15 protein-coding genes and 1 pseudogene are annotated in these 12560 nt (G+C 37.1%); 8 read left to right on the forward strand and 8 right to left on the reverse strand.

Annotation, left to right across the window (positions count from 1 at the left end; genetic code table 11):
• Nucleotides 1–5: 5 nt before the first annotated feature.
• Nucleotides 6–641, reverse strand: a complete 636-nt coding sequence (locus tag KTHG_RS13945) for a peptidylprolyl isomerase (protein ID WP_139994436.1) — start codon at nt 639–641, stop codon at nt 6–8.
• 897 nt (nt 642–1538) lie between these two features.
• Between KTHG_RS13945 and KTHG_RS13950 the strand changes: the two genes are divergently transcribed.
• On the forward strand, nt 1539–1955 hold the full coding sequence (locus KTHG_RS13950) for a hypothetical protein (RefSeq protein WP_139994438.1): 417 nt from the start codon (nt 1539–1541) through the stop codon (nt 1953–1955).
• Nucleotides 1956–1996: 41 nt separating this feature from the next.
• Here KTHG_RS13950 and KTHG_RS13955 read toward each other — a convergent pair whose 3' ends face one another.
• Entirely contained in the window at nt 1997–2683 is a 687-nt protein-coding gene (locus KTHG_RS13955) for a hypothetical protein (RefSeq protein ID WP_126989075.1), read from the reverse strand.
• A 592-nt stretch (nt 2684–3275) separates the two neighbouring features.
• Between KTHG_RS13955 and KTHG_RS21345 the strand changes: the two genes are divergently transcribed.
• Nucleotides 3276–3422 (forward strand): hypothetical protein, encoded by a 147-nt coding sequence (locus KTHG_RS21345; RefSeq protein ID WP_158620925.1) that lies wholly within the window; start codon nt 3276–3278, stop codon nt 3420–3422.
• 71 nt (nt 3423–3493) lie between these two features.
• Here KTHG_RS21345 and sfnG read toward each other — a convergent pair.
• The 5 genes and pseudogenes from sfnG to KTHG_RS13980 all read right to left on the reverse strand — a co-directional run bounded on the left by sfnG (nt 3494) and on the right by KTHG_RS13980 (nt 6603).
• Nucleotides 3494–4642 (reverse strand): annotated as a pseudogene (gene sfnG, locus KTHG_RS13960) (dimethylsulfone monooxygenase SfnG).
• An 84-nt stretch (nt 4643–4726) separates the two neighbouring features.
• Entirely contained in the window at nt 4727–4996 is a 270-nt protein-coding gene (locus tag KTHG_RS13965; protein WP_139994440.1) for a hypothetical protein, read from the reverse strand.
• Nucleotides 4997–5308: 312 nt separating this feature from the next.
• Nucleotides 5309–5623 carry a DMT family transporter gene (locus KTHG_RS13970; RefSeq protein WP_139994442.1) on the reverse strand — a complete coding sequence of 105 codons (315 nt, stop codon included), beginning with the start codon at nt 5621–5623 and terminating at the stop codon, nt 5309–5311.
• A 1-nt stretch (nt 5624) separates the two neighbouring features.
• Entirely contained in the window at nt 5625–5954 is a 330-nt protein-coding gene (locus KTHG_RS13975) for a DMT family transporter (protein WP_139994444.1), read from the reverse strand.
• 70 nt (nt 5955–6024) lie between these two features.
• Nucleotides 6025–6603: a TetR/AcrR family transcriptional regulator gene (locus KTHG_RS13980; protein ID WP_139994446.1), complete on the reverse strand. Its 579-nt coding sequence runs from the start codon at nt 6601–6603 to the stop codon at nt 6025–6027.
• A gap of 203 nt (nt 6604–6806) precedes the next feature.
• Here KTHG_RS13980 and KTHG_RS13985 point away from each other — a divergent pair, with 203 nt between their 5' ends.
• From KTHG_RS13985 to KTHG_RS14000, 4 genes are all read left to right on the forward strand, one after another.
• The gene (locus KTHG_RS13985) at nt 6807–7358 is read left to right on the forward strand and encodes a copper resistance CopC family protein (RefSeq protein ID WP_139994448.1); all 552 of its coding nucleotides are present in this window, start codon (nt 6807–6809) and stop codon (nt 7356–7358) included.
• Entirely contained in the window at nt 7358–8425 is a 1068-nt protein-coding gene (locus tag KTHG_RS13990; RefSeq protein WP_139994450.1) for a copper resistance D family protein, read from the forward strand. The genes KTHG_RS13985 and KTHG_RS13990 overlap by 1 nt, the downstream gene beginning before the upstream one ends.
• A gap of 172 nt (nt 8426–8597) precedes the next feature.
• Nucleotides 8598–9143 (forward strand): glutathione peroxidase, encoded by a 546-nt coding sequence (locus KTHG_RS13995; RefSeq protein WP_139994452.1) that lies wholly within the window; start codon nt 8598–8600, stop codon nt 9141–9143.
• Between the two features lie 12 nt (nt 9144–9155).
• On the forward strand, nt 9156–10841 hold the full coding sequence (locus KTHG_RS14000; RefSeq protein WP_139994454.1) for a methyl-accepting chemotaxis protein: 1686 nt from the start codon (nt 9156–9158) through the stop codon (nt 10839–10841).
• Between the two features lie 243 nt (nt 10842–11084).
• On the opposite strand, the gene KTHG_RS21930 is transcribed toward KTHG_RS14000, so the two are convergent.
• On the reverse strand, nt 11085–11213 hold the full coding sequence (locus KTHG_RS21930; protein WP_255411542.1) for a hypothetical protein: 129 nt from the start codon (nt 11211–11213) through the stop codon (nt 11085–11087).
• 112 nt (nt 11214–11325) lie between these two features.
• Between KTHG_RS21930 and KTHG_RS14005 the strand changes: the two genes are divergently transcribed.
• On the forward strand, nt 11326–11847 hold the full coding sequence (locus KTHG_RS14005) for a GNAT family N-acetyltransferase (protein WP_186439620.1): 522 nt from the start codon (nt 11326–11328) through the stop codon (nt 11845–11847).
• A 95-nt stretch (nt 11848–11942) separates the two neighbouring features.
• On the forward strand, nt 11943–12560 hold a 618-nt coding region (locus KTHG_RS14010; RefSeq protein ID WP_139994858.1), incomplete at its 3' end, for an aminopeptidase P family N-terminal domain-containing protein.

Genomic DNA, 12560 nt, shown 5'->3' on the forward strand with positions numbered 1-12560 from the left:
TTTTTTTATTTATTCGTTACAGGTGCTGGGTAATCAAAGCCCTTTGTATCGACTTCTACCTTTTTCATCACTTGATCACTATTTGGTTTATCTGCTTTATCACGAGGTGCATTCACAATCGTATCAACAACATCCATACCTTTTGTTACTTTACCAAATGCAGCATAATCACCATCAAGATTGGCTGATGCCTTTACCATAATAAAAAACTGTGAGCCCGCTGAATTGGGGTCGCCTGAACGAGCCATTGAAATAACACCGCGCTCATGTTTTAAATCATTTGTGAAATCATTATTACTAAATTCACCATCAATTGTATAACCCGGACCCCCTGTACCATCACCAGATGGATCGCCTCCTTGAATCATAAAGCCCGGAATTACACGATGGAAAATTAAGCCATTATACTTCCCTTCCTTTGCTAATGAAACAAAGTTTGCGACTGTATTCGGTGCCACTTTTGGATAAAGTTCTAGCACTACTTTTTCATCATTCGCCATCGTAATGGTTACAATTGGGTTCTCTTTCACTTTTTCTGCATAATCTGCATTTGATACCTGTTCCTTCGTTGTTTCAGATGTGCCACATGCCGCAAGAATCGCCACAAAAGCAAATACTAAAACGATAGACCATTTTTTCATATTCTTCTCTCCAATCTAAAAAAACAATTCGCCTAATTATATCAACCCTGCATATAGCTGACTATTAAAAGCAAATTATTTTCAATAAAAAAGAAATTGCCTAAATTAATCTCTCCTCATCCTATATTTGTTGTTTCAAAGTAATGCTTAACAAAATACTTCAATAACCCATGCAGCTTTTTTATTCATTTTCTTTATTTAGCATTGTTTACCTCGCTTTATGAATATATTTCACTAAAAACATGCCTTCTCAGTCAAGTAGAAACTTAACCTTGCATTCATCTCTTACCTGCGAGCGTTGAGGTAGGCGTATTCTACAAGAATTGAAAGAAGAAAGAAAAATAGCTAACTAATTATTTTTTAAACATATCGATATATTTTATGAATTAAAAGAATTCTATTTTAAACACCTACTAATCGCTTTTCTGAAACGTTTTTTTATTATAAACCATTGAACCTTCTTAACAATTGTAGCTTCATAAAAAATCATTTAAATTTGTAAATATTTTCAATAAAATTATTTAAAAAGAATATATAATTTATATGATGAAATACTAAAGAAATAATTAAATGCATAAAAAATTATTTTTATATGTATATTTAACGAATAAAATGATATTATTTTGTTAAAAATAATAGAAAAGGACGATAAAATTATTAGTCATATTTATTCTTGTAAGAAAAATAGAACAATAATAGAATAAACATATGGAGAGATTACCCTCTCTCCTAATCCTTAAAAAGCTGATCATTGCCGTGATCAGCTTTTTTTATTGCTGTTATTTGTTCTAATTTATCGACTTGCTTCCATTTTTTCACGAAATTATGACAACCTTATAGATTTACAACGGCGAATTCCGTAATATTAGACGTTGATTTCATAAGGAGGCCTAGAAGTTGAAAAAAGCAACGCCGCTATTTTTAATAAGCTTATGTCTACTCATTTTAGCTGGCTGTCAAACTGCCGCACCTAAAATTCAACAATACATCGAGGTAAAACAATATCATTCAGACGAACATGTATATAAAACCGTATCCGCACATACATCAGCACGTGATACACGTAATTTTTTAAGCTCGCTTGACTGGGAAGAGGCAAATTTAGCTAAAGTGAATTCGCCGGATTACACCTTACAATTTTCCAACTCTGCTACAACCGTCAAATCAGCGACTTACAACATTTGGTTAAATCCATCAAAAGATAAGGCAGAAATTATAATTGATGGCGAAAACAAACATGTGCAGCTAGACCGTCAAACATCAGCTCAATTATTCGATTACCTGATTGGGCAACCACTAACTGCTATAAAATAAAGATAAAAAGGCTGCGACCTATATAAGTCGCAGCCTTTTTATTATTTTGCTTTCTTTTCTGTGTCTTGCTTATATTCATACGGCAAAAAGCTAATTTCTTTCTCTTTTTTATTAATTAATAATGTACCTTCATATACAGTGACCCCAGCTGTACTTACAGCTTCTCCGGTCTCTTTCATTTTTAAATCTGCATCCTTTTGATCCGCTGCAGATAATTTTAAATAAAAGTTGCCGCTATATTCACTGTAGCCTTTTAAATAAAATTCATTATTAATTTGTGTTTGGTACAGTTTGACCGTTTCAATTTTTGCTTTTTTATTAATTGTTGGGGTATTCCCTAAATAACGATATGATGAATAGTTTTGTGTATACTCCATCACATCATATTCTTGCTGAATTTGAACCGTATCTGTTTTTTGGTAATAGCTATACGCAACCGTAATTGCTAGTAAAATATTAATTAAAAATAATAGTTTACTCGTGCCACTAATTCGTTTGTAAAAAGGCTCGCGCTTCGCATCTTCTAACTCTTGACGAATCGCTTCTTTTTCATCTTCTGATAAAGGTTTTCCGACACGAATTTCTGTTCCTTTACTTAGATGATCGATAGCCGTCTGATTGGCTTCTTCAAGACGACGTGCCTTCATCTTGTACACATACTTATCCCAGAATAACGTAAAGACATTAATAATCGTTACGATAATCAAGAGAACAACATTCATTATCATATTTCTGACCTACTTTTTTAAATGATTTCGATGCCTATTATAAAGCAAAGAAAGTCGTTCGGTCAAAGGTTCTCTGTGAGTTCACTATTAATAATGCAGGAGGTCAACTATTCTTCTACGTTCCTTGCTAATAGTCATTTTCATTTAATAAACTTATTTTACATCGGCAAATGAAGTCGTTCTATAGACATGCTTAAAATAACAATTCAAATGAGTTAAATCCGTAAAATTACAGTCAACAACTATTTTATAAACATTCTTTGTTTACTCTAATAATTATCTTGCACATGGATATAATATAAACCCAACATGCTCTTTAAAATATTGAATCAGTTGAAATTTTGACATATCTACTTCTTCTGTAATCTATTCAAGAAATAGCACACTATCTAAATTTGCATGCAACACTTCTTTTGTATACAGCATCGTACGCCTTACCTTCGTCTGCTGTATTGTAGATATGTACTCACCTCCCTCTATAGCCATTAACATAAAAGGGATAGGCTGTAGTGAATAGTGTATTATCGCAATAATAAATTACCAATTAATTCTTTTTATGATAAAATTTTAATAGATAGGGAGGTGAATTTTTGTGAAAAATATTTTTCTTATTTTATTCGGACTTATTTTAACCATCTTTCTCGTTACCTTCTTTGAATCTGTTGGCTTGATGATTGTTGCAGGTTTAGCGTTTGGGACATTACTTAGCATTGCCTATAGCGTACATACGAAAGCGTAAAAAAGCTGAACATACGAAAATAAGGAATCGCGCGTTGGCACGATTCCTTATTTTTGTTGTGGACAACTATTTTATTTCGCCCCGGCAGATGTTAAACCACCAAATGGACTTAAAAATGTTCGTCCTAATGTATCATCATTTTTCGCTATCGGCAGTTTAGGGAATAATAGCTCTGCCGTTGTATACGCTTCTTCTAAGTGTGGGTAGCCAGATAAAATAAATTTATCAATCCCTAAATCCTGATACTCCTTAATACGTGCTGCCACTGTATCCGGGTCTCCAACAAGCGCTGTTCCCGCTCCTGTCCTTACTAAGCCAACACCTGCCCATAAATTCGGACTAACTTCTAGTCGATTACGGTCCCCCTCATGTAGGCTCGTCATAAGGCGTTGTCCCTCTGAATCCATTCGCTTAAACACTTCTTGTGCTTTTGCGATTGTTTCATCATCCACATGCTCAATCAGTTTTTCAGCTGCAGCCCATGCCTCCTCCTCTGTTTCACGTACAATAACGAAACCGTTGACACCAAATTCGATTGGTCCTTGGCCCGCTTCTTCACGTAATGCGCGCACTTCATCAATTTGCTTCTGAATATTTTCAAGCGTATTGCCGTTCATGAAATATACATCGGATACACGCCCTGCCATCGCTTTCGCTGCATGTGAATTGCCACCTTGGAAAATTTTTGGCGGACGAATAGGCTTTGGCTTAAGCTGTGCATCATTTAAAGAATAAAAATCGCCTTTGAAATTCGCATATTCTGCTGTCCAAAGCTCCCGTAGTACACGAATAAATTCCTCGGAACGACGATAACGCTCATCATGATCTAGCCAAGGCTCGCCGTAGCCAATAAATTCGCCCTTAAACCAGCCACTCACAATATTCACCGCACTACGCCCGCCACTCACATGGTCAATGGTCGCAAGCATTTTTGCCATTACCCCTGGATGCCACAGTCCTGGTAGCACAGCGGTAATAATTTGTAGTTTTTCTGTCCTTGCCGCAAGTGCCGCGGATAATGTCGCCGCCTCTAGCTGTAACTCTGCCCCGTAGCTTGCAAAAAAGCGTGTTTGTAATAAAACATAGTCAAATCCAAGGTTTTCCGCAATCTGTGCGTAGCGTACATTATCCTCAAAGTCTCAGCCAGTTTTTTATGGCAATTTCGAAATAACTAGCCCACCACTTACGTTTGGCGTCCAATAGGCAAATTTTAATGTCATGAAAAACACTCCTTCGATTAGAAAATTCAGATTTTTTATGATAATAATCCCTACAATTTAACTAAGAATTATGTGTAAAAAATTTTAATTTACTTGCAGCAGTCCACTCTTTTGCTCCATAAAGTCTTCTAGTTTTCTAGTTAACCCACCTGGTCCAAATTTTTTTCCTACAGCACAGTGCTGTAAGCTAAATTGGAAAATTAACCGACGCCGTTTAATAATATCGTGCACCCCTAGCTCAAAAAAATAATTATCAATTGTATTATAAATACCTTTATTTAAAGCAAATTTCTCCTCGCAAAACTGCACAAAGCGTAAATCTGGCAAATGAAATACCTCATCTAGATTGGTCATATTATCCTCTCCTTACAATGCACAAAAGCCTCTCTAATCCAAAAATTAGAGAGGCTCTAGTTGTCTAGTCACCTATAACCAAAACGCAAAAGGAGAGCAAATCGATTATTAATCGATAAGCCCTCCAGTTGTCTGGTCGGTTTGTTTAATTTGTTGTTGCTAGTATAAACATTACTATTCCTAGTAGTCAAGTATGCTTTATAAAAATTTAATAAAAAATCACTCAAAAACCGCTTCATATCTGGATTTAAAAAAGTTAAAAATATTTTCCAAACAAAAAACATCTTCAATAATCTGAAGATGTTGTTCCGTTTAAGCCATTGCTTTTAAGCCGATTAAGCCGACGATAATTGCTGCCATACTAATTAAACGCATTCTATTTTTTGCTTCACCAAAAAATAAAATATTCACAACAACCGCACCCACCGTACCAATGCCAATCCAAATGACATAGGCAATGCTTAATTGTAAATAATGAAATGATTGATAAAGGAAAAAGAAGGATAAGCCAAATCCACCAATATAGAGTGCGAGCTGCCAGAGCTTCTTAGCCTGACTAAATAAACGTAAACCGACAACACCGGCAATCTCACAGGAAGCGGCTAATAATACAAATATCCAGCCCATATTATGCCTCCTTCCCTTTGCCATCACTTAATTTCAAGCCAATAATTCCGGCAATTAAAATCAGCATGAAAGCACTCGTCATCAAATCAAATGGTTTATCAAAAATAAGTAAATCCATTAATACGGTCCCAAATGTTCCGACACCAGCAAAAATAGCATAGACAGTACCTGTCGGTAAGTTTTCACAGGCTTTCGCTAAAAAGTGGAAATCGAGCATAATCAGACCGACAATCAAAATCCAATGCCACCAGCTCGATGCAAACGAAAATCCTAAAAGCCATAATATTTCACAGAGACTGGTTAAAGCGACGTACATCCAGTCTTTTTTCATAATAACTCCTCCAAATTTTTAAAAAAGTGACTCGTAGTCATTTTTTGTGTTAAAAATATAGGTATTCAACTTATTGAATACCTAATGCGCGGTGGACAAACGTTTTTAGGGTACGAATTTGTTGTGTAGCAAATGCTTCATCTACTTTATCATCGAATAAATAAAGCTGCTCTGCTGTCGATTCAATAGTCCCGATTAAAATACGTGCTGTACTAAATGCATCCATATCCGCATTCATTGATTGTTCTTGTTGACCTCGCACAATTAAATGAGCCATCCAATCATAAAACGGAGAGTAAATGTCTTCCCATTCACGAATATACTCACTTTTTGCAAGGCCTGCATATAAAAGCTGTAATCGATCCTTTTGTTCAAGGTTAAAGCGCATCATCGCATCAATCATGTCATTTAGCTGTTGCGCTGCAGATGATGACTTTTTTGTCTCCTGTTGCAAATACGCAAGAATCTCAACAATTACCTGCTTAGCAATTTCAGGCATAACTGCTGCCTTCGTGGGAAAATACAAATAGAAAGTCCCTTGTGCAATACCTGCGAGTTTCACAATATCAGATACTTTTGTATTATCAATTCCTTGCGTTAAAAATACTTCCTGTGCTGCAGCGATTATACGCTCTTTTTTGTCAGCCATGTATGCGCCTCCCTTCTACTTCCCTCTATCGTAACGGATAGTGTGAATGACTGTCAATCAGTAGGTTTTGTGACAACCGTGTGAAATTGAGATACTTTTTACACTATGAGCTCCATTTGTGAGTGCTTCTTCACAAATAGTTCATGATTTTCTTGTACAATAGATGATGAATAATAGCTAAACTAAAAGGAGCGGTAAACAACATGATGAAACGTTTTATGCCCGTTGCAGCAGCAGCCATTGTGACAACAACAATGAGCTTACCTGCTTTTGCACATTCAGAATTAACAGACTCAAATCCAACAGATGGACAAGTCGTAAAAAAGGCACTTGATGAAGTGTCTATTACCTTTAGCGGCAAAATTGAAAAAGGGAGCGACATTACCGTAACAGATTCAAAAGGCAAAGAAGTCGAATCAAATGATTTAACAATTCATAATACTGAAATGACTGCTTCATTTGACAAGCCCCTTGCAAATGACGACTATCAGGTTGATTGGAATGTATTAAGCGCTGACGGTCATCCAGTAGAAGGCACGTATTCATTTTCTGTTGATGCAAAAGAAGTGAAGGAAGAAAAAGCAGCAGAAACTACTACTGAAGAAAAAGTAGAAACGAAAGAAAAAGAAGAAAAACCAGCTACACCAACTGAGGAAGAGGTCACTGGTCCATCAGTTGGCATGCTAGCAGCTGTATTCGGTGGATTAGTTGTCGTGATTGGCGGCGGTTTATTCTTCTTATTACGTAAAAAATAATGCTCGAAATTTCTCAAGCATTCCTTTATATTTGTCTAGCGATTTTAACAGGAACATTTGTGCTTTATAGCGTGCCTGCACAAAAGCGTCCTGAAATCGTTGTACCGAAAAAATGGCTACTTATTAGCGCGGTTGCCATTCCTATACTATCTTTTGTTGCAGTGATTGAAGTCATTATTAATCTTGGCGCACGTATTGGCTACTTAGATGCTACACTGCTTGTATTATCTTCTACAACGGTAGGACTCGCGTGGGTGATGACACTCGCCTTTTCTATTATGCTGATTATTTTAGTCGCACGCGGTATGTTTGCCCGCTTTGGCCTTTTGATTATGGTCATCTTGATGATGACGCTCGCTTGGGGAAGTCATGCGACATCCATGAATTTTACAACAGGCATCATCAGCGATTTCTTACATACGATTGCGATGAGTGTTTGGGTAGGAACATTATTTGTTGTGAGCTTTTTTGCAAAAAATACAGCTAATTGGCTGGCATTCTTAAAATGGTTTTCAATTGTCGCAGCAGCTAGCTTATTTACGATCATCATTAGTGGCTTAATTTTAATGGGTGTCCTTGTGCCAAGCTATGTTACATCATGGCTAACAAATTATGGTCAAGGGTTATTCTTAAAGCATATGTTTGTTGTGCCAATTGTTTTATTAGCTTTTGCCAATATGATTATTGCACGTTTTATGTTAAAACGAGACATGCCGTTTAACCCGCTTCCATGGGTTCGTATCGAAAGCTCATTTTTAATGATTATTTTAATCATTACCGCTTTCTTTACACAGCAACAACCGCCTGTTCATGAGCTAACACAATCGATGGTATCTCCTGTATTCCAGTGGTTGCATGGTGGAGCGGCAATTGACGGAGACACAGTCATGAATTTTGCATTTTCTGGTGTGGCCGTCGCCTTTTTATCACTTGCGACGATTAGTCTTTGTATCTTTTTGATGTCATTTCTTATTCGTCAAATACCAGCTTATGTCACGTTTATTCTCGGCTTTATTGCTGCGGTATCGACGTACGTATTCGTTATGAAAAGCATTGTATTGCTCTAAAATTCAATCGTTTTGAAAGAAGAATCCCACTTATGGCGATTCTTCTTTTTTATTTGTGACATATTCTTGTACCCTTTCAATATCTTTTACTTTTTTCTAGCATACATATAGTCTTTTAGTTTTATTACCTATATAATTAGAACTAATTTAGTAGAGAGAAGAGGAGACTTTTATGAGTATTTATAATTACTTGGTAAAAAAGCCCAATAATGAGATTTTATCAATGCAAACGTATCAGCAACAAGTCATGCTTATTGTGAATACAGCTAGCCAGTGTCAATTTACATATCAATATGAAGATTTGCAAAAACTGTATACACGTTATCAAGACCGCGGTTTTACTATTTTAGCCTTTCCTTGCAATCAATTTGGTGAACAAAATCCAGAAGATAGTCAAACGACTGCCACACAATGCAAATTACAATATGGTGTCTCTTATCCAGTCTTTGATAAAGTGATGGTAAACGGCGAAAAGGCACATCCTCTATTTCACTATTTAAAGCATGAAATATCTTGCAAAGACATGCCTCGTGACAATATGCAACAACAAATGTTGTACGCTCATATTGAGAAAAATTATCCTGACTATTTACTCGCGCCGAATATTCGCTGGAACTTCACAAAATTTTTAGTAAATCGTCAGGGACATGTTGTGCATCGCTTTGAGCCAGATGATTCAATTTTAGACATTGAACAAGCAATCGAATCATTACTTTAAGGAGGAAATCCAATGAGTGTTAGTAAAAAATTAAATTTGGCCTTTATCTCTATTTTGATTATTATGTTTTTATCGATTTCGTTTGCGATTATTAATGTCGTCTCTATTGATAAAAAAGCAGACGAGGCCTTCCAAAATAGGATTGTACAAGTACAATTACTTGATGAAATTATGATTAATTTGTATAAACAAGGTTTATATGCGCGTGCCATTATTATCGAGGACTCAGAAAGTAATCGTGACCTACTAGCTGCTAGCGCAAAGGGTGTTGATGATTCCATTGCAGAGCTAGAAAATTATTTAATGGCTTCCTCAGTCAAACAGCAATGGAGGGAATTGAATACATACAATAATGAATTCAATGACCAAATGAATGCCTTTATCACTGCAATTAATGAAAAAAATAAGCGTGAGGCAAAACGAATTGTTGTAGAGGATATTGCAAGCTCAAATGGGCATTTGGTAAAGCTTGCGGATGAAATGCGAACGTATCAAAATCAGCAACTAACCGATATTGCAGATGAAACAACTTCTGTGATTTCGTCGACAAAATGGACAGCTAGTATTTCATTAATTATCAGTATCGTGATTACGCTATTCTTTATCGTGTATATTCGTCGTCATATTGTGAACCCACTGACGAATGTAAACAAGCTCGTAAATATTGTCGCCGATGGAGATTTAACACAGCAAGATATTCCCGTACACGCAAAAGATGAAATTGGTCAGCTTGCGATAAGTGTCAATAAAATGAAAAATAACCTTCATCATCTTGTAGGAAATTTACAAATGAATGCAGAGCAATTATCCGCAGCAGCCGAAGAATTGTCGGCAAGCACAGAAGAAGTAAGTGCGACGAGCGACGAAATTACATCACAGGTCGAAACGGTTGCAGCGCGTGCTTCTTCATCTGTTGAAGCATCGAATGAAAGTGCTTATGCAATGGACGAAACTGCTCAAGGCGTACAACGCATTGCCGAATCTGCCCAAACATTAAACGAATCGGCATCAGATACAAGTAATCAAGCTTCACAAGGGCTTGCGACAGTGAGCGATGCAAGTAAACAAATGACAGACATTAATAATTCGACAGATTTAGTTAGTCAATTAGTGACGAAGCTTTCCGCACAAACGGTGGAAATTGCTTCGATGACAAAAATTATTACAGACATTACCGATCAAACGAACCTACTTGCACTTAATGCCTCAATAGAAGCGGCACGTGCAGGCGAACATGGGAAGGGCTTCGCAGTTGTTGCTGCAGAAGTTGGAAAACTTGCAGAGCAATCGAAGAAATCAGCGAACTCGATTAAACGCTTAACGGACGAGATTCAGCTAGATACAGCGAATGTTGAAAAAGCGGTTGCAGCGTCCCTTGTCTCTGTAAAACAGGGTGTTGATGTAATTGAGGAGGCACATACATCCTTTGATACGATTTCAATGGCTGTGTCGACAATGACCGCACAAATCGAAGATATTTCTGCAACATCTGAGGAATTATCTGCAGGTGCTGAGCAAGTAGCCGCCTCTATTCAAGACATTTCTGGTGGGGCATCACAGGCTTCTCAAAGTATTCATGTCATTGTTGATTCAATGGAAGAGCAAAAAGCGACGATGGAGCAAATCAGTCAGGTCGCGATGGAATTAAGTAATCATGCGCAGCAATTAAATGAAGAGATTCGCGCATTTAAAGTATAACCACATAAAAAAGAGACTTGGACAAAACACGTCATGTTTCTTTTTAGCTTTCACAACACAAAACCGGAACCGCGCCACCGCGCGATTCCGGTTTTTTATATGCTCATAGGAAATATTGTTTTTACACGTATGTGCCAGTCTCTTTTAAAATACTATCAACGTGATAGCATTTTTGAACTATCTAGCATTTCATCCTTAATTTCTTTTAAAATAGTCGACACATCTTCTACAGAAATGGTTCCTTTAGACGTTGTAAATACTTGAACTACCCCCACTTAGCGCGACCATTGCGACAAGCCAAATAAGGATGGTCAACCACATACCTTTTTTCGTTGATACAAAATCTGTAATCGAACTTAATAATTTTTTCATTTGTTCTCCTCCTCACTATAGGACTATAGCAAGCGAATATAAATTCCAGAAAAAAATCGCATAATTTTATTTGATTTTGGGAATAGAATGGATAATGATAGGAGGCTTTCACATGGTCATTTTAGAAAATAATCGATTGAAGCTCGTACAACCTGATTTACAGTATTTAGAAGCAATGCATCGTATTCATGCTGATCCTTCCACAAATCGCTACAACCCAGGTGGGCCACATGAGTCACTAGAACAAACCCGCGAGATGTTACTAAACTGGATGGATGACTGGAAACGTGACGAAATTGGCTATTTTATTATGATTGAAAAGGCCTCTAATGACGTGATTGGTATGTGCGGTGTGCGCTACCGTGATTGGCAAAATGGCCGTATTTTTAATTTAGCGTATCGATTAGATACAGCTTATACACGGAAGGGCTATACAAAAGAGGCTAATGAGCTTGTACTACAGTATATTCACGATACAATTGATACAAATCCTAAGATTGTCGCGCGTACGAAATATAATAATATCTCGTCGATTAAAACGGCGGAGGCCCTTGGCTTAGCATTAAATCCTCGCTTTGATAATTTTGAAGAACCGGGAGATGTGTATTTATTTAATAAAGGCTGCTTTGCTTAAAAATATCGTACTGCGGTGCGATTTTTTAATTTTCAAAAAAATCATTGTTGACGCCACCTTTTCGCGCTATAGTGATGCTAAAGGGAGGAATTTTCATGACTATTTTAGAAAAGCTACGTCTCATCTTAAAACAGCAAGATGTTGAGGCTTTCATCGTAATGAGCGATCAAAACCGCCGCTACTTAACAAATTTTACAGGAAGTGAGGGCGCGGTTCTCGTCACACAAACTGAGGCCAAATTATTCGTGGACTTCCGTTACACAGAGCAAGCCACAGCACAATGCCCTGATTTTACAGTGCAAGAAATTGACCCGAGACACGTATATGATGTTATTAATGCCTCGCTGAAAGAGCAAAATATTACAACACTTGCATTTGAAGAACAGCATGTCTCATTCGCTACATATCGTATGCTAACAGCAAATATTAAGGCTACCTTACAGCCGATGTCACTGCTTGTTGAAGCAATACGCCTAACGAAAACACCTGATGAAATCGAATTAATTAAGAAAGCTGCATGGATTTCAGATGAGGCATTCACGCATATTCTGACGTTTATTAAGCCTGGCGTGACAGAACGTGAAATTGCTTTTGAGCTTGAATCACATATGCGTAAAAATGGTGCAGATGGCGCATCATTTGATATGATTGTTGCCTCAGGTACGCGCTCTGCCCTACCACACGGTGCACCGACAGAGAAAAAAATTGAAACA

This window comes from Kurthia sp. Dielmo (assembly GCF_000307285.2).
Classification (GTDB): Bacteria; Bacillota; Bacilli; order Bacillales_A; family Planococcaceae; genus Kurthia; species Kurthia populi.